Annotated in this window: 22 protein-coding genes and 1 riboswitch; of the genes, 7 read left to right on the top strand and 15 right to left on the bottom strand. The window is 71.6% G+C overall.

Translation table 11 applies throughout. The features are described from left to right. Positions 1-15 precede the first annotated feature (15 nt). From groL to AC57BS_RS14295, 6 genes are all read right to left on the bottom strand, one after another. Complete coding sequence (gene groL / locus AC57BS_RS14320; protein ID WP_496412120.1) at positions 16-1,650, bottom strand: chaperonin GroEL; 1,635 nt, start codon at positions 1,648-1,650, stop codon at positions 16-18. 206 nt (positions 1,651-1,856) lie between these two features. Further along, entirely contained in the window at positions 1,857-3,326 is a 1,470-nt protein-coding gene (locus tag AC57BS_RS14315) for a TadE/TadG family type IV pilus assembly protein (protein ID WP_496412119.1), read from the bottom strand. Further along, positions 3,323-3,742, bottom strand: a complete 420-nt coding sequence (locus AC57BS_RS14310) for a TadE/TadG family type IV pilus assembly protein (protein WP_496412118.1) — start codon at positions 3,740-3,742, stop codon at positions 3,323-3,325. The genes AC57BS_RS14315 and AC57BS_RS14310 overlap by 4 nt, the downstream gene beginning before the upstream one ends. A 193-nt stretch (positions 3,743-3,935) precedes the next feature. After that, entirely contained in the window at positions 3,936-4,802 is an 867-nt protein-coding gene (locus tag AC57BS_RS14305; protein WP_496412117.1) for an ATP-grasp domain-containing protein, read from the bottom strand. Beyond that, on the bottom strand, positions 4,799-5,638 hold the full coding sequence (locus tag AC57BS_RS14300; RefSeq protein ID WP_496412116.1) for a hypothetical protein: 840 nt from the start codon (positions 5,636-5,638) through the stop codon (positions 4,799-4,801). Before AC57BS_RS14300 ends, AC57BS_RS14305 begins: the two co-directional genes overlap by 4 nt. A 9-nt stretch (positions 5,639-5,647) precedes the next feature. After that, entirely contained in the window at positions 5,648-6,487 is an 840-nt protein-coding gene (locus tag AC57BS_RS14295) for an SGNH/GDSL hydrolase family protein (RefSeq protein ID WP_496412115.1), read from the bottom strand. A 124-nt stretch (positions 6,488-6,611) separates the two neighbouring features. Here AC57BS_RS14295 and AC57BS_RS14290 point away from each other — a divergent pair, with 124 nt between their 5' ends. After that, positions 6,612-7,829, top strand: coding sequence for a DUF2157 domain-containing protein (locus AC57BS_RS14290; RefSeq protein WP_496412114.1), 1,218 nt, complete (start codon positions 6,612-6,614; stop codon positions 7,827-7,829). Next, a complete protein-coding gene (locus tag AC57BS_RS14285; protein WP_496412113.1) occupies positions 7,826-8,323 on the top strand; it encodes a GDYXXLXY domain-containing protein in 498 nt (165 codons plus the stop codon). The genes AC57BS_RS14290 and AC57BS_RS14285 overlap by 4 nt, the downstream gene beginning before the upstream one ends. Positions 8,324-8,325: 2 nt before the next feature. On the opposite strand, the gene AC57BS_RS14280 is transcribed toward AC57BS_RS14285, so the two are convergent. The 5 genes from AC57BS_RS14280 to napA form a co-directional block, all read right to left on the bottom strand. Beyond that, positions 8,326-8,601 (bottom strand): MoaD/ThiS family protein, encoded by a 276-nt coding sequence (locus tag AC57BS_RS14280; RefSeq protein WP_496412112.1) that lies wholly within the window; start codon positions 8,599-8,601, stop codon positions 8,326-8,328. Between the two features lie 16 nt (positions 8,602-8,617). Further along, the gene (gene thrC / locus AC57BS_RS14275) at positions 8,618-9,904 is read right to left on the bottom strand and encodes a threonine synthase (RefSeq protein ID WP_496412111.1); all 1,287 of its coding nucleotides are present in this window, start codon (positions 9,902-9,904) and stop codon (positions 8,618-8,620) included. A 10-nt stretch (positions 9,905-9,914) separates the two neighbouring features. Further along, a riboswitch (SAM riboswitch) is annotated at positions 9,915-10,054 on the bottom strand. 95 nt (positions 10,055-10,149) lie between these two features. Then, positions 10,150-10,980 (bottom strand): trehalose-phosphatase, encoded by an 831-nt coding sequence (gene otsB / locus AC57BS_RS14270; protein WP_496412110.1) that lies wholly within the window; start codon positions 10,978-10,980, stop codon positions 10,150-10,152. Positions 10,981-11,049: 69 nt separating this feature from the next. Then, positions 11,050-11,529: a LytR C-terminal domain-containing protein gene (locus AC57BS_RS14265; protein ID WP_496412109.1), complete on the bottom strand. Its 480-nt coding sequence runs from the start codon at positions 11,527-11,529 to the stop codon at positions 11,050-11,052. Positions 11,530-11,641: 112 nt separating this feature from the next. After that, complete coding sequence (gene napA, locus AC57BS_RS14260) at positions 11,642-11,935, bottom strand: nucleoid-associated protein NapA (RefSeq protein WP_129453301.1); 294 nt, start codon at positions 11,933-11,935, stop codon at positions 11,642-11,644. A gap of 200 nt (positions 11,936-12,135) precedes the next feature. Between napA and AC57BS_RS14255 the strand changes: the two genes are divergently transcribed. Then, positions 12,136-13,578 carry an alpha,alpha-trehalose-phosphate synthase (UDP-forming) gene (locus tag AC57BS_RS14255; protein ID WP_496412108.1) on the top strand — a complete coding sequence of 481 codons (1,443 nt, stop codon included), beginning with the start codon at positions 12,136-12,138 and terminating at the stop codon, positions 13,576-13,578. Positions 13,579-13,594: 16 nt separating this feature from the next. On the opposite strand, the gene AC57BS_RS14250 is transcribed toward AC57BS_RS14255, so the two are convergent. The 4 genes from AC57BS_RS14250 to AC57BS_RS14235 form a co-directional block, all read right to left on the bottom strand. Next, positions 13,595-15,166: a glutamate synthase-related protein gene (locus AC57BS_RS14250; protein ID WP_496412107.1), complete on the bottom strand. Its 1,572-nt coding sequence runs from the start codon at positions 15,164-15,166 to the stop codon at positions 13,595-13,597. A 69-nt stretch (positions 15,167-15,235) separates the two neighbouring features. After that, complete coding sequence (locus tag AC57BS_RS14245) at positions 15,236-15,958, bottom strand: anti-sigma factor (protein WP_496412106.1); 723 nt, start codon at positions 15,956-15,958, stop codon at positions 15,236-15,238. Further along, on the bottom strand, positions 15,945-16,586 hold the full coding sequence (locus AC57BS_RS14240) for an RNA polymerase sigma factor (RefSeq protein ID WP_496412105.1): 642 nt from the start codon (positions 16,584-16,586) through the stop codon (positions 15,945-15,947). Before AC57BS_RS14240 ends, AC57BS_RS14245 begins: the two co-directional genes overlap by 14 nt. Positions 16,587-16,628: 42 nt before the next feature. Further along, positions 16,629-17,273: a fasciclin domain-containing protein gene (locus tag AC57BS_RS14235; RefSeq protein ID WP_496412104.1), complete on the bottom strand. Its 645-nt coding sequence runs from the start codon at positions 17,271-17,273 to the stop codon at positions 16,629-16,631. A 97-nt stretch (positions 17,274-17,370) separates the two neighbouring features. On the opposite strand from AC57BS_RS14235, the gene AC57BS_RS14230 reads away from it, so the two are divergent. From AC57BS_RS14230 to AC57BS_RS14215, 4 genes are read left to right on the top strand one after another with little or no spacing between them, the layout of a single operon-like run. Next, entirely contained in the window at positions 17,371-18,633 is a 1,263-nt protein-coding gene (locus AC57BS_RS14230) for an alpha/beta fold hydrolase (RefSeq protein ID WP_496412103.1), read from the top strand. After that, entirely contained in the window at positions 18,630-19,991 is a 1,362-nt protein-coding gene (locus AC57BS_RS14225) for an MFS transporter (protein WP_496412102.1), read from the top strand. The genes AC57BS_RS14230 and AC57BS_RS14225 overlap by 4 nt, the downstream gene beginning before the upstream one ends. Then, positions 19,984-21,420: a pyridoxal phosphate-dependent decarboxylase family protein gene (locus AC57BS_RS14220; RefSeq protein ID WP_496412101.1), complete on the top strand. Its 1,437-nt coding sequence runs from the start codon at positions 19,984-19,986 to the stop codon at positions 21,418-21,420. Before AC57BS_RS14225 ends, AC57BS_RS14220 begins: the two co-directional genes overlap by 8 nt. Next, positions 21,417-22,124 (top strand): uracil-DNA glycosylase, encoded by a 708-nt coding sequence (locus AC57BS_RS14215; protein ID WP_496412100.1) that lies wholly within the window; start codon positions 21,417-21,419, stop codon positions 22,122-22,124. The genes AC57BS_RS14220 and AC57BS_RS14215 overlap by 4 nt, the downstream gene beginning before the upstream one ends. Position 22,125: the final 1 nt, after the last annotated feature.

Raw genomic sequence — 22,125 nt, 5'->3', positions numbered from 1 at the left:
TGGAGCGGTGGACGATCAGAAGTCCATGCCGCCCATGCCGCCCATGCCGCCGTCGCCGCCACCCATGGCCGGCGCCTTCTCCGGCTTGTCGGCCACGACGGCCTCGGTGGTGAGGAACAGCGCAGCGATCGACGCGGCGTTCTGCAGCGCGGAGCGGGTGACCTTCGCCGGGTCGATGATGCCCTCGGCGATCATGTCGACGTACTCGCCGGTCGCGGCGTTGAGGCCGTGACCGGCCTCCAGGTTCGCGACCTTCTCCGCCACGACGCCGCCCTCGAGGCCGGCGTTGATGGCGATCTGCTTGAGCGGGGCGGAGGTCGCGACGCGGACGATGTTCGCGCCGGTGGCCTCGTCGCCGGTCAGCTCGAGCTTGTCGAACGCGGTGGCAGCAGCCTGGACGAGCGCCACGCCACCTCCGGCGACGATGCCCTCCTCGACCGCAGCCTTGGCGTTGCGGACGGCGTCCTCGATGCGGTGCTTGCGCTCCTTGAGCTCGACCTCGGTGGCCGCGCCGACCTTGATGACGGCCACGCCGCCGGCCAGCTTGGCGAGGCGCTCCTGGAGCTTCTCGCGGTCGTAGTCGGAGTCCGACTTCTCGATCTCGGCGCGGATCTGGTTGACCCGGCCCTCGATCTGGCCCTGGTCGCCGGCCCCCTCGACGATGGTGGTCTCGTCCTTGGTGATGACGACCTTGCGCGCCTGGCCGAGCAGCTCCAGACCGGCGGACTCGAGCTTGAGGCCGACCTCCTCGGAGATGACCTGGCCGCCGGTGAGGATCGCGATGTCCTGCAGCATGGCCTTGCGGCGGTCACCGAAGCCCGGGGCCTTGACGGCCACGGAGCGGAAGGTGCCCTTGATCTTGTTGACCACCAGGGTCGACAGCGCCTCGCCGTCGACGTCCTCGGCGATGATCAGCAGCGGCTTGCCGGACTGCATGACCTTCTCCAGCAGCGGCAGCAGGTCCTTGACCGTCGACACCTTGGAGTTGACGATGAGGACGTAGGGGTCCTCCAGCACGGCCTCCATGCGCTCGAGGTCGGTGGCGAAGTAGGCCGAGATGTAGCCCTTGTCGAACCGCATGCCCTCGGTCAGCTCGAGGTCCAGCCCGAAGGTGTTGGACTCCTCGACGGTGATGACGCCTTCCTTGCCGACCTTGTCCATCGCCTCGGCGATGATCTCGCCGACGGTGGTGTCGGCGGCGGAGATCGACGCGGTGGAGGCGATCTGCTCCTTGGTCTCGACGTCCTTGGCCATGCTGAGCAGCTGCTCGGACACGGCGGCGACGGCGGCCTCGATGCCGCGCTTGAGACCCATCGGGTTGGCGCCGGCCGCGACGTTGCGCAGGCCCTCGCGCACCATGGCCTGGGCCAGGACGGTGGCCGTCGTCGTGCCGTCACCGGCGACGTCGTCGGTCTTCTTGGCGACCTCCTTGACCAGCTCGGCGCCGATCTTCTCGTAGGGGTCCTCCAGCTCGATCTCCTTGGCGATCGAGACACCGTCGTTGGTGATCGTGGGAGCGCCCCACTTCTTCTCCAGGACGACGTTGCGGCCCTTGGGGCCCAGAGTGACCTTGACCGCGTCGGCGAGGGTGTTCATGCCCCGCTCGAGGCCGCGGCGGGCCTCCTCGTTGAAAGCAATCAGCTTGGCCATATCGCGTGCGATTCCTATCGACGTGAGTCTGTGGGTCGACCACAGGCGGGCTGCCCGCGACGGACGGTCCGCTCCGCCGGCGATCCATTCCCGCCGGCATCTGCGCACCTCAGCGTCACCTGAGTCGTTGTCACTCTCATGACGAGAGTGCCAACGTCATGTTTAGCACTCGGCCCATGAGAGTGCAAACGCTCCGGTCCTCCGGATCAGGGCATCCGGATGAGCTTGATGCTCTCCGTGACGGCGTTGACGGCCGTCGCGAAGATCGGCCCCAGCTCGGTGCCGCTGGCGGCGCAGTAGAAGTAGTCGCCGTCCTTGTTCTCCGCCACCCGCTCGGCCGTGGTCGAGCAATCGCTGTCGGCCCTGCTCGGGGCGCCGGAGGGTGTCGGCGACGCGGCCGCGGCCAGGTAGTCGCGCACCCACGGTGAGCGAGGCGTACGGCCGTTGGGCTTCTCGCACGACGCCGACCGCGCGTCCCCGAAGCCGATCACCAGGACCGTGACACCGCGCGCCTTGGCCTGCTCGGCCACCGTGGTCAGGTTGTCGCAGCCCTTCTTGCCCTTGCCGTTGCCGTAGGAGTTGCGGCCCGCCCCGATGTCGCCCGCGCTCGTGATCGACGTGCTGCCCTCCTCGAGGAGCTCGTCGGGCTGGCCGTCCGTCTCGAAGATCAGCACCTTCTTCGCCGTGCCCGGTCGCTCGGGCAGCGACGCGAGGTTGTTCGGGTCGAGGCCGAGCAGGTAGCGCGACGCCCCCTTGAACGCCGACGCCAGGTGGGTGCCGTAGCTGCCGGTCGACAGACCGGGAACCGCACCGTTGGGCATGCACTTCACGCCCCTGACGAGCTTGCTGCTGGAGCTGATCGGCGACTCACGGTTCGCCCGGTAGTCGTTGGTGAAGTCGATCGCGATCCACGTGCCGCCCTTGGCGCCGTCCGACGCCGTGGTGGCCGCCGTGGCGCACGTCGAGGTGGCCTTGCTCTTGTGCATCGCCCCGAACGCGACGTAGTGCAGCGTCGGGTCCATCACCGCCAGGCTGTCGACGATCGCGGACTGCATGTCCTCCCGGTCGTCGTCGGCCATGCTCGTGGTGCGGTCGGCCATGAAGACGATGTCCATCGGGTTCGGCAGCGTCTCCCCGCACGAGCCCCGGCAGGCCGACGACGACACGGAGCCGGTCGACCCCCGGTCGCGCCCGATCACCGGGGCGAAGTCGAAGTCGACGTCCTTGGAGTCGCTCACCCTGATGGTGTTGCAGCGGGCCGTGACCGGGCACGGGATCGAGCAGATCTTCGTGTTGCACCGCACCTGCGAGCTGGAGTACGTCCCGGGGTCGCACGTCGCGGGGATCTGACCCGACGCCACCTGCCTGCTGGCTCCGGTCGACGCGACCACGCAGAAGAGCTCGGTGTCCGGGGTCATGCCGGCGTCCTGCGTCTTGGCCATGGTCACCGCCCAGGCCTTGGCGTCGGCACCGCTCGCCGGGAGCTCGAACGCACCGGCGTGCGCCGCGGAGTCGACGTGGTCGTGGAGCTTCTGGCGCTCCATGGCGAGGGAGGAGATGTCGACGGCGAGGGCCGCGCAGGCGAAGATGACCAGGGCGAGCAGGGCGACCATGATGGCCACCGCGCCCGTCTCGTCCGTTCCTTCGTCCCTGCGCGCCCCGAGCGCGCGCCTCACTCGATCCTCATCTTGCTGGTCTTGGACAGGGTGAAGCTCGAGGACAGCGCCTTGCCCATCGGGGTCAGCCACGCGTGCTCGTAGGTCGCCGTCACCACGGCGACCCCGCCGGCGGTGTGGTCGCCGTCCCAGGACCCGCACGCGCCGCCCAGCGGCGTCTCGCAGGTCACCTGGACCGTCACCTTCCCCTCGAGGTCGGTCAGCGAGCCGTTGACGACCGCGTCGACCTCGCTGCTGCTGGCGCTGAGGCTGGCGGCGCGCACCCCCTCGCGGGTGGCGTTGTTGAGCACGGTGTAGCGGTTGATCGCGAACCCGAGGTCGATGATCGAGAACACGACCGCCAGCAGGAGCGGCACGACGAGTGCGAACTCCACAGCCGCCGCTCCGCGCTCCGCGCGTGGGCGTGAAAAGGGCATGACTATTTCCTCCCGCAGGTGCGGCGCCGTCGAGGCACCGCGAAGGTTGTGACGGTGACCCGGCACGGATGTCGGATCACCGGCCGTGCCCGCACCCCCCAGCGCAGGCAGAACACGGGCAACCTAGGGGCGTGAGGTCACCCTCACCGGCGATGTGGGGATTTGTTTGCCGACCTGTCTAGACAGGTCTGGTTCAGGCGTGCGTACGCCTGCGCGCCGCGAGCATGTCGGCGAACGGACCCGCGTTGGCGGGCGAGACGTCGAGGTAGAGCCCGGGCTCGATCAGCTCGAGCTCGCTGACCACCCAGCGGTCCTCCCACCGCAGGAGGTCGACTCGCAGGTAGTCGACCGGCCGGCCGAACCGCTCGACCATGGCGGCGTGCGCCCGCATCGCCAGGTCGCCGACGTCACCGGTCGCTACGGCGCGCACCCGGCCGCCGAACTCCTCGTTGACGCGTACGTCGCCCGCGCCCGGCAGCTTGTCGAAGCGCTGTCCGAGTCGCCCGTCGATGACGTAGACCGAGGCCTCCCCGTGCTCGCGGATCGACTCCACGAGAGGCTGCACCACCCACGGCCCGTCGACCTCGGGGTAGTCGGGGTGGCTGCGGACCGGCCGGCCCAGGCGGGGGTCGTCGGGGTCGGTGACCACGAGGAGGCCCGCTCCCCCGGCGCCGACGCGCGGCTTGACGACCGCGGTGCCGAAGCGGCGTACGCCGTCCGCCAGCCCCGCACGGTCGTCGGCCAGCAGGGTCGGCACGGCCGGCAGGTCGGCCAGCTCGGTGAGGTAGCGCTTGTCGTGGTTCCAGGCGAAGACGTCGGCGCCGTTGAGCAGGCGGGACTGGTCCAGCGACGAGGCCCACGCGAGGAACTCGGAGTGCCGGGTGACGTAGTCCCAGGTCGAGCGGACCGCCACGAGGTCGGCCGCGGCCCAGTCCACGACCGGATCGTCCCAGCGGGCCCAGGCGTGCTCGATGCCGCGCTCGCGCAGGGCCGCGTCGAGCACGGCGGCCCCGGGCTCGCCCCGGGGCAGGTCGCCGCTGGTGGCCAGCAGGACGGTCACTGCTCGGGGAGCTCCGAGGAGCCGTAGAGCTCGTGCGCGACGTCGTCGCGGTTGCTGCCCTCCCGGTTGTCGCCCTTCTCGATGATCACGAGGTTGTGGTAGCAGTGCACGGCTCGGACCCACTGGTCGGTGTAGGTCGGCTCGTAGCCCTCGACCAGGAACTCCTCGTGGTTGAGGCCGTCGACGAGGTCCTTGACCAGGTCCATCGAGGTCCCCGGTGCCCGCGGGTCGAGCTGGCCGCCCCACGCCGGCCAGTAGGAGGTCTGCGTGTCCTCGATGCAGTAGATCGCACCGTCGGGCAGCAGCGGGAAGAGGATCCGGAACGACTCGCGCACGTGGGCCGGGATGTGGCTGCCGTCGTCGATCACCACCAGCGGCGCGCCCTGTTCGTCGATGATCCGCCGGAGGATCTCCGGGTCGGTCTGGTCACCGTGGTAGGCGTGGATGTGCCCCCGGGTGAGCCAGGTCTTGTCCTCGATGTCGAGGCCGACGATGCGGGCCTTGGGGAAGAACCAGCGCCACATCTTCATCGAGGCGCCGCTCCTGCGGCGCTTCTTGTAGCCGCCGATGCCGAGCTCGAGCAGCGTGAAGGACTCGCCTCGCAGGTGCTCGAGGTGGCGCTCGTAGTGGGGGGTGTACTTGTGGACACCCCACTTGTCGGTGCGGAACTCGATGGCGAGCTCGGTCAGGTTGCTGGCCAGGAGGCGGCGGCGACGCTCGGCCTTGGGGTCGGCGGGAGGCCCGACGACCTCGGACTCCGAGGATGCCTGCATCCGGCCGGCCTTGCGGGCCGCCTTCTTGACGGCCTGGCCGGCTCGTCGAGCAGTGGTGCGCACCCGGGAACCCTAGCCTGACCCGCCGACCCCCGGTGCGTGGTGCCCGAACGGCACGTCCTCGACCACGCCGAGGGCGGCGAGGACCGAGGGCAGCATCGCCTTGGCGGTGCGCTTGTAGCCGTGCGCGCTGGGGTGGAACCGGTCCAGGCTGAACATCTCGTCCGGGTTGGTGATGAAGAACGGTCCGACGACGTGGCCGAGCGAGACCACGCGCGCCCCACGGTCCAGCGCGACCGCGCGCTGGGCGTCCGCGAGCTGACGGGACGCGCGCGAGCCGAGCGCCCGCAGCGGCTGCGGGACGGGTCGCAGGGCACCGAGGTCGGGGCACGTCCCGACCACCACCCCGGCCCCGCGGGCACGCAGCTCGTCGATGGCCTCGGCGAGGTGGCGTACGGACTCCGCGACCGGCACCCGGTGGGTCACGTCGTTGCCGCCGACGACGATGACGGCCACGTCCGGGCGGTACGCCGGGGGCAGGGACGCGAGCTGGGCGGCGAGCATGCTGCTCTCCGAGCCGACGACCGCCGCCGTCCGCAGCCGCACCGATCGCTCGGCGCCGACGGCGATGCCCCGGGCCAGCCGGCCGCCGAGCGTGTGCTTCGCCTTCTCGGCCCCCAGCCCCGCCGCGACGGAGTCGCCCAGCATCAGCAGGTCGACCGGCGCGCCGTACTTCTTCTTCCAGTGGCGGTCGGCCGCGGGAGCGTGCTCGCCGAGCGGCTTGCCGATCCTGCGCCGCGCCTGCGCGGCCTGGCGGTGCAGCAGCTCGCGGGCACCGTACGCCGTGCCTCCCGCGACGCTGCCGAGGACGGCCAGCGCGACGCCGGCCCGGGTCAGGTGCTTGCTCGCCACGACACCTGTGAACCACAGCGACCTGAACGCCGGCGCAACCGGGCGCGACGCGTGGCCCAACGGCACTCCACAGATGGGTCGATGTACTCAGGACAACCCGGCTCCGGAGGAGAACGCTGGAGGCATGAGCACCTCTGCCCCGGGCACGTCCCTCGCAACCCGCCCAGTCCCGCCGCGCCAGCTCGCCTGGTTGCGCACCGAGCTCACCGACTGGACCTCGCAGGGGATCATCAGCGAGGACCAGGCCACCCGCATCTCCACGAGGTACAGCGCCGACAGCCACACCAGGTTCAGCATCGGGCGCATCCTGCTCACCCTCGGCGGCGGCTTCGTCGGCGTCGGCCTCATCTGGCTGATCGCAGCCAACCTCGACCAGCTCTCCCCCGTGGCCCGCTTCGTCGCGGTCACCCTCATCTGGCTCGCCTTCCTCGTCGGGGGCGAGGTGCTCGCGGGCCGCAAAGCGTCGGCCCCCGTCGTCGGGGCCGCACGCCTCCTCGCCGCGCTGGGGATCGGCGCGGTGCTCTTCCAGGCCGCCCAGTCGCTGCAGGTCCCCGCGTTCGAGCCGCGCCTCCTCGGGCTCTGGTCCGGGGCAGCGCTGCTGCACGGCTATCTCACCCGGGCCTACCTGCCCTTCCTCGTCGGCGTCGCCACCGGCGTCGCGTGGTGGTTCACCCAGCCGATGTGGGACGAGCCCAGCGGACTCACCGTCGTGATGCTCTTCGGGGCCGGCTCGGTGCTGGCTGCCGCCCTCGCCGTGCTCCACGACGGTCGGTTCGACTCCTTCGCGTGGACCTGGCGCACGGTCGGCGGTGGCATGGCGCTGCTGGCGATGTTCGTCGCCGCGATCCCCGAGATCGGCGGGGACGGGATCGTCTGGTCGGGCTGGCTCGTCGGGGCCCTGGTCGTCGCCGGGGTCTCCGCGGCCGCTGCTGCCGCGACGCGACCCGGCGTACGCGCCCTCGAACCGCTCGGCGCGGTCGTCGTGCTCGTGGTCGCCATGCTCATCGGGCTCTGGACCACTGGGACCGACACCGCGGACATCGACACCGCCGACTGGCTGCACGCCTCGGTATCGGTGATCGCGTACGTCATGCTCGCCGTCGGGCTCGTGGCCCTCGGGACGGTGCGCGACCACTCGGTCATCACCGCGATGGCCATGGTCGGCCTGGTCGTCTTCACGACCTTCCAGAGCTTCGCGGTCTTCGCCCCGATCGTCACCGGCGCGTGGCTCTTCGTGGTGCTCGGCACGGTCTTCCTCGGCACCGGCTTCCTGTTCGACCGGGCCCGCCGCGAGCTGGCCCACGCGCTCGACACCGACACCACTGAAGGAGCAGACCGATGAACCGCATCGCCGTCACCGCCGTCGTCGCCGCGTCCCAGCTGGCGCTGGTGGGCGTGGGCGTGGCTCCCCAGCTCTCCGCCCGCCTCACCGGAGACACCTACCTCATGACGGTCGCGCCGCTCGACCCCATCGACCCGTTCCGGGGCGCCTACGTCGCCCTCGACTACCCCGACCTGCGCCACGACGACTCGCAGTCCTTCGGCGAGCCCGGCCTCGGCGCGCTCGAGGACGGCAAGGAGGGCGACGTCTACGTCACCCTCGTGCAGCAGGGTGACGTCTGGGTGGCCGGCGAGTGGAGCCGCGACCGGCCCGAGGACGGGCCCTACCTCGCCTGCGACGACCGGTCGTGGCAGATCCGGTGTGGCATCGAGAGCTTCTTCCTCCCCGAGGACGAGGCCGCCGCGACCGAGGACCTGCTGCGCGACGGCGCGGTCGCGGAGGTCCGCGTCGACGGACGCGGCAACGCCGCCGTGGTCGACGTACGGGCTCCCTGAGCTCAGCCTCCGGCGACCGCCGGGATCACCGAGATCTGTACGCCGTCCGGAGTGGGGGTCGCGAGGTCCTCGAGGAAGCGGACGTCGTCGTTGCCGACGTAGACGTTGACGAAGCGACGCAGCTGGCCCGCCTCGTCGAGGATCCGCCCCTTGATGCCGGCATAGCTGGCGTCGAGGTCGTCGAGGACGGCGGCGAGGGTGTCGCCCTCCGCGCTCACCTCGGACTCGCCGCCGGTGTAGGTGCGCAGGATGGTCGGGATCCGGACCGAGACGCTCATGTGCTGATCTTCCCTCTCAGAGGATGCCGGACGCCACGAAGGCGTCGTAGGACGGGGCGATGGTGGCGGCCGGGCCGACGCGGTCGGACACCGCGTCGAGGGTCTTGAGTCCGTGTCCGGTGTTGATCACCACGGTCTCCAGCGACGTGTCGAGCTGGCCGGTCTCGACGAGCTTCTTGAGCACGCCGACAGTGGTGCCACCGGCGGTCTCGGTGAAGATGCCCTCGGTGCGGGCCAGCTGCACGATCGCGTCGCGGACCTCGTCGTCGGAGATGTCCTCGACCGCCCCGCCGGTGCGGCGGCAGATGTCGAGGACGTAGATGCCGTCCGCGGGGTTGCCGATCGCGAGGCTCTTGGCGATGGTGTCGGGCTTGACCGGGCGGATCGCGTCGGTCTCGGCCTTGTAGGCCACCGACACCGGCGAGCAGCCGGTCGCCTGGGCGCCGTAGACCTTGTAGGGCTTGTCCTCGACGAGGCCGAGCGTGATGAGCTCCTGGAACGCCTTGTCGACCTTGGTCAGCTGGGAGCCCGACGCGACGGGGATGACGATCTGGTCGGGCAGGCGCCAGCCGAGCTGCTCGGCGATCTCGTAGCCCAGTGTCTTGGAGCCCTCGGCGTAGAAGGGGCGCACGTTGACGTTGACGAACGCCCAGCCCTCCTCCTCGCCGGCGATCTCCGAGGCGAGCTTGTTGACGTCGTCGTAGTTGCCGTCGACCGCGACGAGCTTCTCGGTGAAGACCGCCGAGTTGACCTTCTTCGGCGTCTCGAGGTTGCTCGGGATGAACACCACCGTGGGGATCCCGGCGCGGGCACCGGCTGCGGCCACCGCGTTGGCGAGGTTGCCGGTGGAGGGGCAGGCGAAGACCTTCGCGTCGAGCTCGCGCGCGGCACTCAGGGCGCAGGCGACCACGCGGTCCTTGAAGGAGTTGGTGGGGTTGGTCGAGTCGTCCTTGACCCAGAGCTTGTCGATGCCGAGCTCGCGGGCGAGGTTCTTCGCCTCGAGCAGCCGGGTGAAGCCGGGCTCGGTGTTGGGGCTCTGCTCGATGTCGGTCGGCACCGGCAGCAGCGCCTTGTAGCGCCAGATGTTGCGGGGCCCGGCGGCGATCTCCTCGCGGGTCACCGTCGGGAAGTCGTAGGCCACCTCCAGTGGCCCGAAACACTCCGGACAGGCGTACGACGGGCCGAGCTCGACCTCGTGGCCGCACTCGCGGCAGGCCAGGGCGCGCGCGTTGCCGAAGGCACCCTCCCGCAGGCCCTTGCGCGGGGTCGTCGTGCTCGTGGTCTCGTCCAGCAGGGTGCTCATGAAGTCCTCCTTCTCATCTGTCCCCGCGACTCTCGCGTGGGTCGGATTTGGCACCTGCTCCCGCGACTGGCCGGACGATTCCGGACAGGAGGCTCGCGGGTGGTTGCCGGGACTTCAACGGGCCGTTCCCTCAGTCCCTCGTGATGAGCAGGCTCAGCCTAGGCGGGCTGTCTCACGATGCGCACATCGAGTCCACGATGTGGTCACACCGCGGCGCCGGTGGTGTCCCGACGCGGGCGGCTCGATCAGCGGCGGCGAGCCAGTCCGCCGAGGAGGTCGACCACCCCGGCAGGGCCGTCGACGACCACGTCGGCCAGGCGCACGAGGTCGGGCTGCTCGTGCGACGCCGAGCAGACGACGAGGCCGGGCAGGCCGTCGGCGCGCAGCGAGCGGACGGCCTCGAAGGCCTCCACGTCACCGAGGTCGTCGCCGCCGAAGACCACGCCCGTGGCCTCCTGCTCGGCGACGAAGGTGCGCACGGCCTGGCCCTTGTGCATGTCGCCCGAGCGGATCTCGATGACGTTGCGGCCCGGCTCGATGGTGAGGTGGTGGCGCTCGGCGAGGGCGGCGATCGGCTTGACGAGCCTCTCGAAGGCCCCTGCGGGGTCGTCCATCCGCCGCGTGTGGACCGCGACGGCCAGGCCCTTCTCCTCGACGTAGGCCTCGGCCGCCCCGGCGCCGCGCAGCACCTGGGGCAGCTCGCGCTCGAAGCTGGCGAGCCCGGCCGGCGGGCGGGGCGAGCGGATCCGCTGCTCGGTGGCCGACCACCGCTCGTTGCCGTACTGGCCGAAGACGAAGAGCTCGGCCCCGCGGTCGAGCATGGCGTTGCCGAGCGCGTCGAGGTCGCCCATGGCGATCGCCTGGCGGGCGGGACGCCCGGTGATCACCGCGACGGCCCGCACCGCCTCGGCGAGCTCGAGCAGCGCGCCGGGGGCACCGGGGTGCAGGCGGGCGGCCTCGGGGTCGTCCACCACCGGCGAGAGGGTGCCGTCGAAGTCGAGCCCGACGACCACACCGGCGAGGACGTCGCGTACGGCGTCGTAGTGGGCGCGCGCGTCGTCGGAGGTGAACTCCATGGACTCACCCAACCACGCGATGCCCACAGCCGCCGAACCGTCCCGGAAATCCGGAGGCCGCCGGACGGGTCAGCGCGGGGCGTCCGCGGTGAGGATGACGGTGAGGCGGTCGCGCTTCATCACGCCCACGGCGGGCGCCGTGCGCTTGATGCCGAGGTCGAGCGCGAGCTGCTTGCCGGCGGCCTTGAGCCGCGGCGGGAAGTAGACGGTGCTGGTGGGGATCAGGCCCTGCCAGTTGTCCTCGCCCACGACAGACCAGCCGACGCCGGTGGCGCGGGCCGCTGTCGCGGCCGCGAGGCCCTTGATGCCGGAGTTGTTGTAGACCTCGACGTAGACCTCGCCGCGCTTGACCCGTGGCTTGGGCTTGGCCGTCTCGGTCTCGGTCGGGGCCGGCTCGGGCTCGACGGAGGGCGACTGCTGGGCGCTGGCGATCGTCGCGGTGTCGACCCGTCGCTCGGTCGGCGCCTGGTCGCGGGTGGCGATGAACGTGATCGAGGCCATCGCGACGGCGAGGACCGACAGCATCACGAGCGGGGACGGGAACGCCACACCCCGCTCGTCGCGACGGCGACGGCGCGGGGAACGGCCGGGACTGGGGAAGGAGGTCGTGCGGAAGGTCATGGGGAAGGTGACCGATCGTGAGTGGGCGGGTCTCGCTGGGTCAGATCTCGAAGCCGAGGCGGCGCGCGGAGCGCTGTCGCTGGCGGGAGGCGCGGAGCCGACGCAGCCGACGCACGAGGAGCGGGTCGGCCTCGAGCGCCTCCGGGCGGTCGATGAGGGCGTTGAGGACCTGGTAGTAGCGGGTCGAGGACATGTCGAACTTCTCGCGGACGGCCTGCTCCTTGGCGCCGGCGTACTTCCACCAGTGGCGCTCGAACTCGAGGATGTCGCGGTCGCGCTGGCTCAGCCCGGCAGCAGTCTCCTGCTCGGTCGGAATGTGCTTCGCTGCGTCCATGCGTGTGTTCCTCCTCGACCCCACGTCCAGCCCGTGACCGGGTGGACTGGACTCAGTCTAGGTGACGAACCACAACGATGTCATTCGCCTCCGGCGAGTCGTCTGGACAAACCCACGGGATCGCTGGGGTCTCCCGCGAGCCTCCCGGGCGACACTCCGGGGTGACCCCGGCGTCACCGGTCGTCGTTAGGGTGGCCGGTGTGAGCCCCACCCCGCAGGCAGACCTCGTCATCGTGGCCAACAGACTGCCCGTGGACCGCGTGATCGCCTCCGACGGCTCCGCGTCGTGGCGCACCTCCCCCGGCGGGCTGGTGACCGCCCTCGAGCCGGTGCTGCGCGCCAACGACGGTGCGTGGATCGGCTGGCCGGGGTCGGCCGACGACGAGGACTTCGAGCCCTTCGTGGAGGACGGGCTCTCCCTGGTCCCGGTGGCGCTGAGCGCGCAGGAGGTCGAGGAGTTCTACGAGGGCTTCTCCAACGGCACGCTCTGGCCGCTCTACCACGACGTGATCGCCAAGCCGGAGTTCCACCGTGAGTGGTGGGACTCCTACGTCGCGGTCAACCAGCGCTTCGCCGACAAGGCCGCGGAAGTGGCCGCCGAGGGCGCGACGGTCTGGGTCCAGGACTACCAGCTCCAGCTCGTGCCGCAGATGCTGCGCACCAAGCGGCCCGACCTGCGCATCGGCTTCTACCTCCACATCCCGTTCCCCCCTGCAGAGCTGTTCTCCCAGCTGCCGTGGCGCCGCCAGATCCTCGAGGGACTGCTCGGCGCCGACCTGATCGGCTTCCAGCTGCCCGGCGCGGCCGCCAACTTCGTACGGCTCGTGCGCAGCCGGGTGGGCCACAAGACCCACCGCGACACCATCTACCTCCCCGACGGCCGCCCGGTGAAGGCGACCGCGTTCCCCATCTCGATCGACACGGCGGGCTTCGAGAAGCTCGCCCGGTCCGAGGGCGTGGAGAAGCGCGCCGCCGAGATCCGTGACGCGCTGGGCAACCCGCGACGGATCTTCCTCGGGGTGGACCGCCTCGACTACACCAAGGGCATCCACTCGCGCCTGCGCGCCTTCGGCGAGCTGGTCCGCGACGGCGAGCTCGACGTCGAGGACGCCGTCTTCGTCCAGGTCGCCACCCCCTCGCGCGAGCGCGTCGAGCAGTACCGCATCCTCCGCGACGAGATCGAGCTCCTGGTCGGCCGCATCAACGGCGACCACGGCCGCATCGGTCGTCCGGCCATCTCCTACATGCACTCCTCCTACCCCCGCGAGGAGATGGCCGCCCTCTACCGGGCAGCCGACGTGATGGTCGTGACCCCGTTCCGCGACGGGATGAACCTCGTCGCCAAGGAGTACGTCGCCTGCCGCTTCGAGGACGACGGCGCACTGGTGCTCTCGGAGTTCGCCGGCGCGGCGCAGGAGCTGCGCCAGGCGTGGCTGGTCAACCCCTACGACATCGACGGCATGAAGTCCGCGCTGCTCGAGGCGTACGCCGCCGAGGGCAAGGAGACCTCGCGACGGATGCGTGCGATGCGCAGGACGGTCGTCGCCAACGACGTGGCGAAGTGGGCCGCCGACTTCCTCGACGAGCTCGAGGCCCTGCCCGAGCACCACGACAAGACCGTGCGCGAGTCGCGGGCGCGCTGACGCGACGCGCCAGGGCTCACGCCCCGTCGCTGGCGCCGGCCGCGGCGCCGTGCGTGGCGTCCTGCGCGACCATGATCGCCTCGATCTCCTTCACCAGCGCCGGGCCGAGCCGCTGCCAGGACGGGTCGTAGCCGTAGGTCTGCGCGAGGCCGACCGAGGACCTCGTGCCGTCCAGCAGGTCGATGTCGCCCGGCGCGATGAGGCCCGGGTGCACGACGCCGATCGCCTCCGAGACCTTGAGCAGGTCGCGCCGCAGGGAGCGGACGTAGTTGGCGGCCCGCACGCTCTTCAGGCTGACGTCGAGCCCACGCGTGTAGCGGGGGTTCTGGGTGGCCACGCCGACCGGGCAGTGGTCGGTGTGGCACTTCTGCGCCTGGATGCAGCCGATGGCCATCATCGCCTCCCGGCCGACGTTGACCATGTCGGCGCCGAGGGCGAACGCGACGACCGCGTTCTCCGGGATGCCCAGCTTGCCGGCGCCGATGAACACCACGTCGTCAGTCAGCCCGGCGGCGGCGAAGCGGCGGTAGACCTCGGCGAACCCGATGCGGAAGGGGTAGGCGACCGAGTCGGCGAAGATCATCGGCGCGGCACCGGTGCCGCCCTCGCCGCCGTCGATGTTGACGAAGTCGACGCCGCGCCCGCCGCGGGACATCTCCTCGGTCAGCTCGTCCCACATGGTGAGGTTGCCGACGGCCGACTTGATGCCGACGGGCAGGCCGGTCGCCTGCGCGACCGTCTCCACGAAGTCGAGCATCGAGTCGACGTCGGAGAAGACCGCGTGCCGGCTGGGCGAGGCGCAGTCCCGGCCCTCGGGGATGCCGCGGATCTCGGCGATCTCCCTGCTCACCTTCTCCCCTGGCAGCATCCCGCCGAGCCCCGGCTTGGCGCCCTGGCTGAGCTTGACCTCGATCGCGCGTACGGGTGCGGACTGCACGACGTCGACCAGGCGGGACAGGTCGAAACGACCGTGCTCGTCGCGGCAGCCGAAGTAGGACGTGCCGATCTGGAAGACGATGTCGCCGCCGTGGCGGTGGTGCGGCGAGAGCGCGCCCTCGCCGGTGTTCTGCAGGCAGTCGGTCATCGCGGCGCCCTTGTTGAGCGCCTCGATCGCCTTGCCCGACAGTGAGCCGAAGCTCATGCCGGAGATGTTGACGACCGACCCGGGGCGGAAGGCGTGCGTACGTCCGCGGGCGGCTCCCATCACCTTGGTGCAGGGCAGGGCGATCTCCTCCTGCGCGTGCGGCATGGTGGCCGCCCCCGGACCGGCGAAGGTGCGGTGCTTGATGATCGGGTAGCCCTCGACGCGCTCCACGTCGTTGTCGGTGCCGAAGCCGAAGTAGTTGTTCTCGAGCTTGGAGCTGGCGTAGACCCAGCGCCGCTGGTCGCGGCTGAACGGACGCTCCTCGTCGTTGCTGGTGACGATGTACTGGCGCAGCTCGGGACCGAACTTCTCCACGAGGAACCGGCCGTGGCCGACGACGGGGAAGTTGCGCAGGATCGCGTGCTTGCGCTGAACCAGGTCGTGGACCGTCGTCGCGGCGGCCGCGGCCGCGGAGCCGCCCAGGATCGCGTACCTCCACCTCATGGAGACGTTCCTAGCCGCACCGCGCCGCGATGTCGAGGAAGCCCACCCCTCCGGACCCGGTGCGCAGGCTCAGGCGAGCTCGCCGCGGGCCACGCTGACGCCGGAGTGGGTGGGGTCGCCGTCGTCTGGCTCGACCGAGATGTCGACGATCCGGTAGCCCTCGTCGATCAGCTCCATCGGGACGGCGAACTCGCCGTCGTCGCCCGAGGCGAGCAGGCCGATGGAGACCATCCGGACCCCGTCGACGTGGATCAGCCACACCTCGCGCACGCCGGGCTCGTCACCGAGCTGAGTGGCGCTGACCCGGATGGTGAAGGTGTCCTCGGACCGCACGGCGCTGGCCTCGCCGCGGTCGGCGTCGCTGTCCAGCGCCGTCAGGGTGGCGGCTGCCACGACGGTGCCGGTGTCGACCGGCGGGACCACCGCCTCGGGCGCCTCTGCACCTCCGGTGCCCCAGCGGCCCAGGCCCACCCCGGCGAGCAGCGCCAGGGCCGCGGCCACCGCCGCGAGCCAGAGCGGTACGCCGCGGCGCCGGGCCAGCTCGTCGGGCACGGGCAGCGGCGCTGGGTCGGCGGCGGGCTCGCCGGCACGGACCTCGGCCAGCACCTGCGCGCGGACCCGCGTCGGCGGGGCGACGAGTGCGTCGGCACCTGCGCGGCGGCGTACGCCGGTGAACGCAGCCAGCAGCCCGGCGCAGTCGGGACAGGTCGCGGCGTGGTCGCGGACGTCGTCGGGGCCGTCGGTGGGGTCGAGGGCGAGCCCGGCCAGCTGGTCGGGATCAGCGTGATTCATGGCGCACCCCCTCGAGCTGCTGGTGGAGCTTGATCAGGCCACGACGGACGTGGCTCTTGACGGTGCCGAGCGGCAGGCCGACGGTCTCGGCGATCTCGGCATGGCTGCGCTCCTCCCAGAAGGCGAGGAACATGATGGTGCGGCGCGGGTCCGGCAGCTCGTCGACGGCCTGCCGTACGACCAGTCGTTCGGCGACGTCGTCGTCGACGGATTGGTCGGAGCCGTCGTGGGCCCCCGGGAGGGACACGACGGCGGCCACCCGGTGGGCGTCGCGCGCCCGCGCCGCCCGTGCGTCCGCCACCTTGTGGCGGGCGATGCCCAGCAGCCAGGCGGGCAGGGCCGCGGGGCTCGGGGTCAACGTGTGGCGACTGCGCCACGCCGCGACGAAGACCTGCTGGGTCACGTCCTCGGCGTCGTGCGGGTCGTGCAGCGCACGGAGCGCGTAGGTGTGGACCAGGGCGGACCACCGGTCGTAGATCTCCTCGAGGGCGCTCTCGTCGCCCGAGACCAGTCGCGCGGCGAGAGCACGGACGGCGTCGTCCTGCTCGTCCTCGAAGGACATCGCCTGGGTGACCACGGGGTCACCGTACCGGCGGGGCGAGCGAGCGGGGAACGGGATGATGGTCATCGCCGCTCCCCGCCCGTCAGGCTTCGCGTCGCCGTCGGTGGATCAGAGGTCGATCGGGCGGAGCACGCGGTCGATCGCGTGGGCGACCTGCTTGTTGCCCTTGTTGATGTCGAGTGCCGCGAGGATCGCCCGCGGGTTGCGGTCGTTCTTGTCGCGGTCCTTGAGCGTGATGCGCAGGCTGGGCTTCATCCGGACCTTGACCTTGACCTTGCCGCCCTGGGCGGTGGTCAGCCTGGCGCCGTCGGCCTTGAGCACCTTGTTGCTGGTGAGCGTGGCACCGGGCACAACGTGGTAGAGCAGGATGGTCTCGATCGTGTCGACCCCGGCGAGCTCCACCAGCGCGTTGAACAGCTTCTTCTCGCTCTTGATGGTCTGGCCGGTGAGGTCCTCGGCCAGGAGACGGAAGGCCTGGTCAGTGGGGGCGAAGACGGTGAGCCGGGTCTTGCCGTCGGCCAGCAGGGCCACCGGGGAGTCCGGCTTGGCGCCGATGACCGCGAGAGCGGCCTCGGTGACGATGTCGAAGTCGGACTTGTTCTTGTCGAACGTGTTGCCGTCCGAGGTGAGCACCTCGGCGAGGCTGGTGTTGCCGGGCTTGGCCGCGGGGGCAGCGGACGCGGCGGGTGCCGTGGCCATCGCGCCGAGGGCGAGGGCCGAGGCGGCGAGGATGGCGGGTACGCGACGAGCCATGGGAAGTCCTTCCATCAGGGGCGCCCGGTGGCGCCCGTCGCCCCCTTCTCCGGCCGAGGCCCCCCGGTGGATGCACCCGGGCCGTAGATTTCTTTCCATGGACCTCATCCCCAAGCCCGAGCAGGTCGTCGCCGCGGCCGGGAACGTGGCGCACACGCTGCTCTACGGAGGGCTGGCCGACCTGCGCCCGATGCCCCGCACGCTGATCGACGACGGGGAGCTGCGCGAGGTCTACCACTACCGGCCCGCCAAGGACGTGCCCGAGACGGGCGACCCGGTCCTGCTGGTCACGCCGCTGGCCGCACCGGCCCTGTGCTTCGACCTGCGCCGCGGGTGCTCGCTGGTCGAGCACCTCGTGACGGCCGGCCGGCCGACCTACCTGCTGGAGTACGGGCAGGTGTCGTTCCGGAACCGGTCGCTGGGCATGGAGCACTGGGTCGACGAGGTGCTGCCCGAGGCGATCCGGACGGTGCACGAGCACTCCGGCGGTCGCGGGGTGCACCTGGTCGGGTGGAGCCTCGGTGGCATCTTCACGCTGCTCGTCGCCGCCGACCGGCAGGACCTGCCCATCGCGTCGATCACCGTGGTCGGGTCGCCCGTCGACGTCACCAAGGTGCCGCTGGTGGCGCCGGTCCGTCCGCTGCTCAACCTGACCCAGGGTCGCGGCGCGATCACCCGCGCCTACCGGGCCCTGGGTGGCATCCCCCAGCCGATCGTCAACTGGGCCTTCACCGCCGCGTCCGCCCAGAAGCTGGTGACCAAGCCGCTGGCGGTGCTGACCCACCTCGACGACACCGACTACCTCGCCCAGCTGGAGGCGGTCGATCGCTTCCGGGCCAACATGTCCGCCTACCCCGGCAGGACGTTCGGCCAGCTCTACCACCGCTTCGTCAAGGGCAACGCCCTCGCGCGGGGCACCATGGAGGTCGGCGACCGGACGATCGACCTGGCGGCGATCTCGGTCCCGACGCTCGTCTTCGCCGGCAACACCGACGGCATCGCACCCCTGCCCGCCGTACGCGCCGTGGTGCCGTTGCTGATCGGCGCGCCGCAGGTGCGCTTCGAGGTCGTGCCGGGCGGCCACCTCGGCATGTTGACCGGCCGGGCCGCCCGCGGGACCACGTGGACGGTCATCGACGAGTGGGTCGACGAGTGGTCGGGCGCAGCCCCGGCGACACGGGCGGCCCCGAAGCGTCCGGCCCGCAAGGCGGCTGCCAGGAAGGCCCCGGCCAGGAAGGCCACGGCCAAGAAGACGGCTACCAGGAAGACCGCAGCCAAGAAGGCGTCCGCCGACACGATCGGCTCCAACCCGTCCCGGCGCTACGGGTCGGCGGGCTCGCGGGCGCTGGGTCAGCGGTGACGTCAGCCCTTCCGGCGAGCGAGCCCGCGACGCTGCCCCGCGGTGTCCGGATCGGCTACGGCAGCGGGTCGGTGGCGACCGGTGCGTTCGGCACCGTGCCGGGCCTGATGCTGCTGCCCTACCTCACCGACGAGCTCGGGATCGCCGCCCTGTGGGCGGGCGTCATCGTCTTCGTCCCGAAGGCGTGGGACGTGGTGCTCAACCCTATCGCCGGGCGGGTGAGCGACCGGACGGTCGACCCGGCCGGCCCGCGCCGGCCGTGGCTGATCCGTGCCGGGCTCATGCTCGCGGGCGCCTTCGCGCTGATCTTCGCCGCTCCCGACCTCGGGAGCTCGGTGCTCGAGGCGGGCTGGGTGCTGCTCTTCTTCGTGCTGGCCGCGTCGGCGTACGCGTTCTTCCAGGTGCCCTACGTCGCGATGCCTGCCGAGATCACCACGTCGTACGACGAGCGGACCCGCCTGATGACGTGGCGGGTGGCGATCCTGGCCTTCACGATCATGCTGGCCGGCGCGACCGCACCGCTGATCCGCGACGCCGTGGGCGGCCGCGACGGCTACCGGGTGATGGGCGTGGTCATGTCGGTGCTGATCGCGGTCGGGGTCGCCAGCGCCTGGTGGGGCACCCGGAGCGCGCCCATCGGCGCGGTCGCCGCCGGCGCGGGCTCGCTGCGCGAGCAGCTGCGGGTCGTGGGTCAGGCGCGTGACTTCCGTGTGCTGCTGACCACCTTCGTCCTGCAGGCCCTCGCCACCGGCTGCATGCTGGCGGGCGTGGACTACCTCGCCGGCGACGTGCTGGAGCGGTCGGGCGCCGCCACCATCCTCTTCGTGTGCTTCGTCGGGCCCGCCCTGCTGCTGACGCCGGTGTGGGCCTCCATCGGCACGCGCATCGGCAAGCAGCGCGGCTACGTCATCGCCTCGCTCGTGCTGGCGGCGGGGGCGGTGCTCGCAAGCGCCGCCCGGGTCGCGCCGCCCGCGGTCGTGTTCGCCGCGACCGCGCTGGTGGGAGTGGGCTACGCCGGGTGCCAGGTCTTCCCGATGGCGATGCTGCCCGACGCGGCAGCCGTCGACTCGGCGCGCACGGGTGAGAACCGGGCGGGCGTCTACACCGGCGTGTGGACGGCCGGGGAGACCCTCGGCCTCGCCCTTGGGCCAGCCGTGTTCGCGGTCGTGCTCGCGCTCGGCGGCTACCTCTCGAGCGAGGGTCGCGAGATCACCCAGCCGGACTCGGCCCTCACCGCGATCACGCTCGGGTTCTCGGTGCTGCCCGCGGTCCTGACGCTGCTCAGCCTGTGGTGGCTGCGGCAGTACACCCTCGACGCCGCCGAGGTGGCGGCAGCGGAAGGAGCCGTCCGTGCCTGACCCGATCGAGCGACTGGCCGAGATGCAGCGTGGTGACCTCCCGGTCCACGGCGGGCGCACGCTGGCCTACGTCTACGACTCCGGCGACCCGGAGGTCGATCGCATCGCCCGCGAGGCCGTCGCCGCCTATGCCGCCTCGAACGCGCTCGACCCCACGGCCTTCCCGTCGCTGCTCCGGATGGAGAACGACCTCGTCGGCTTCGCCTGCGACCTCCTCGAGGCCCCGGACTCCGCGGTCGGGACGGTGACCTCGGGAGGCACGGAGTCGATCCTGCTGGCCGTCCAGGGGGCACGGGACAGCCGCCCCGACGTCGTACGGCCCCGGATGGTGCTGCCCGCCACGGCGCACGCCGCCTTCCACAAGGCGGCCCACTACTTCGGGGTCGAGGCGGTCCTCGTGCCGGTCGGCCCCGACTTCCGCGCCGACGCCCGGGCGATGGCCGAGGCGATCGACGACGACACGGTGCTCGTGGTGGCCAGCGCGCCGTCGTACGCACACGGGGTGGTCGACCCGGTGGCGGACATCGCGGCGGCTGCGGCGGCCCGCGGCGTCCGCTGCCACGTGGACGCCTGCATCGGCGGGTGGGTGCTCCCCTACGCCGCGCGGCTCGGGCGTCCGGTGCCGCCGTGGACCTTCGCCGTCGAGGGCGTCACCTCGATCTCGGTCGACACCCACAAGTACGCCTACGCCCCCAAGGGGACGTCGCTGCTGCTGCACCGCTACGCCACGCTGCGCAGGCCCCAGTTCTTCGCCTCCGCTGCCTGGCCGGGCTACACGATGCTCAACGCGACGACGCAGTCGACCCGTTCGGGCGGTCCGATCGCCGGCACGTGGGCCGTGGTCGAGCACATCGGCGACGCCGGCTACCTCGGCCTCGCCGACCTCGCGTTCGCGGCCGTCGACGCGATCGTGGCGTGCATCGACGCCGAGCCTGCGCTGCGCCTGGTCGTGCCCCCCGACTCGACCCTCGTCACGCTGGCCACGGACGACTCGTGCGACCCGTTCACCCTGACCGACGAGCTGGTCTCGCGCGGCTGGTACGTCCAGCCCCAGCTGTCGTACGGGGATGCCGGGCCGACCGTCCACCTGTCGGTGAGCGCCGGCACGCACCAGCACGTCGAGGAGCTCGCGACGGCGCTGTCGGACTCGGTCGCGGCCGCGCAGGCTGCCGGCCCGGTGGCGGTGGACCCGGAGGTGGTGGCGTTCATCGAGGCGCTGGACCCGACCGCGCTCGGGGACGACGACTTCGACGGCCTCCTCGCCGCGTCGGGCCTCGTGGGGGCCTCCGCGGACGGCGGCCTCGAGCTGCCCGGCCGGATGGCGGAGGTCAACGCGATGCTCGACGTCGCCTCGCCGGCGATGCGGGAGGCGCTGCTGGTGGCGTTCCTCGACCGGCTGCAGCGCCCGACCCGGGGAGGTGCGCGATGACCACCCGGACGAGCGCGCTCGCCGGCCTCGTCGAGAAGGGCCGGGTCGCCCCGGACTGGGCCGAGGCGCTGGCGCCGGTCGACGACCAGATCGCCGCGATGGGCCGGTTCCTCCGTGACGAGAACGCCGCCGGCCGCGGCTACCAGCCCGCCGCCGATCGGATCTTCCGGGCGTTCGAGCGCCCGCTGGCCGACGTACGCGTCCTCGTGGTCGGGCAGGACCCCTACCCCAACCCGACCCACCCGATCGGGCTCAGCTTCGCCGTCGAGCGGCACGTGTGGCCGCTGCCGCCGAGCCTGGTCAACATCTATGTCGAGCTGCGCGACGACCTCGGCATCGTGCCACCGCGCCACGGCGACCTGTCGGCGTGGGCCGACCAAGGAGTGATGCTGCTCAACAGGTCGCTCACCGTGCGGCCCAACGACTCCAACAGCCACCAGGGCAAGGGCTGGGAGGCCGTCACGGAGCGGGCGATCGTCGCCCTCGCGGAGCGCGGCGGCCCGTGCGCGGCGATCCTCTGGGGCCGCCACGCCCAGTCGCTCAAGCCCCTGCTCGGGCCGGTCCCGTGCGTGGAGTCGGCGCACCCGTCCCCGCTCAGCGCGCGGCGCGGGTTCTTCGGGTCGAAGCCGTTCAGCACGGTCAACCGGCTGCTGGAGGAGCAAGATGGTGACCCGGTCGACTGGACCCTCCCGGAATATAATTGAA

The organism is Nocardioides sp. BGA-UO-ETr-FS32 (genome assembly GCF_059567905.1).
The sequence above is the reverse complement of the archived record's forward strand: the minus strand, read 5'-3'. Positions and strand labels throughout refer to the sequence as shown.

Excerpts from the sequence above, each read along its gene's own strand:
- groL (WP_496412120.1), bottom strand. The coding sequence starts at position 1,650 with ATGGCCAAGCTGATTGCTTTCAACGAGGAGGCCCGCCGCGGCCTCGAG.
- AC57BS_RS14310 (WP_496412118.1), bottom strand. The coding sequence starts at position 3,742 with ATGCCCTTTTCACGCCCACGCGCGGAGCGCGGAGCGGCGGCTGTGGAG.
- AC57BS_RS14290 (WP_496412114.1), top strand. The coding sequence starts at position 6,612 with ATGAGCACCTCTGCCCCGGGCACGTCCCTCGCAACCCGCCCAGTCCCG.
- AC57BS_RS14285 (WP_496412113.1), top strand. The coding sequence starts at position 7,826 with ATGAACCGCATCGCCGTCACCGCCGTCGTCGCCGCGTCCCAGCTGGCG.
- AC57BS_RS14280 (WP_496412112.1), bottom strand. The coding sequence starts at position 8,601 with ATGAGCGTCTCGGTCCGGATCCCGACCATCCTGCGCACCTACACCGGC.
- thrC (WP_496412111.1), bottom strand. The coding sequence starts at position 9,904 with ATGAGCACCCTGCTGGACGAGACCACGAGCACGACGACCCCGCGCAAG.
- otsB (WP_496412110.1), bottom strand. The coding sequence starts at position 10,980 with ATGGAGTTCACCTCCGACGACGCGCGCGCCCACTACGACGCCGTACGC.
- napA (WP_129453301.1), bottom strand. The coding sequence starts at position 11,935 with ATGGACGCAGCGAAGCACATTCCGACCGAGCAGGAGACTGCTGCCGGG.
- AC57BS_RS14250 (WP_496412107.1), bottom strand. The coding sequence starts at position 15,166 with ATGAGGTGGAGGTACGCGATCCTGGGCGGCTCCGCGGCCGCGGCCGCC.
- AC57BS_RS14245 (WP_496412106.1), bottom strand. The coding sequence starts at position 15,958 with ATGAATCACGCTGATCCCGACCAGCTGGCCGGGCTCGCCCTCGACCCC.
- AC57BS_RS14240 (WP_496412105.1), bottom strand. The coding sequence starts at position 16,586 with ATGACCATCATCCCGTTCCCCGCTCGCTCGCCCCGCCGGTACGGTGAC.
- AC57BS_RS14235 (WP_496412104.1), bottom strand. The coding sequence starts at position 17,273 with ATGGCTCGTCGCGTACCCGCCATCCTCGCCGCCTCGGCCCTCGCCCTC.
- AC57BS_RS14230 (WP_496412103.1), top strand. The coding sequence starts at position 17,371 with ATGGACCTCATCCCCAAGCCCGAGCAGGTCGTCGCCGCGGCCGGGAAC.
- AC57BS_RS14215 (WP_496412100.1), top strand. The coding sequence starts at position 21,417 with ATGACCACCCGGACGAGCGCGCTCGCCGGCCTCGTCGAGAAGGGCCGG.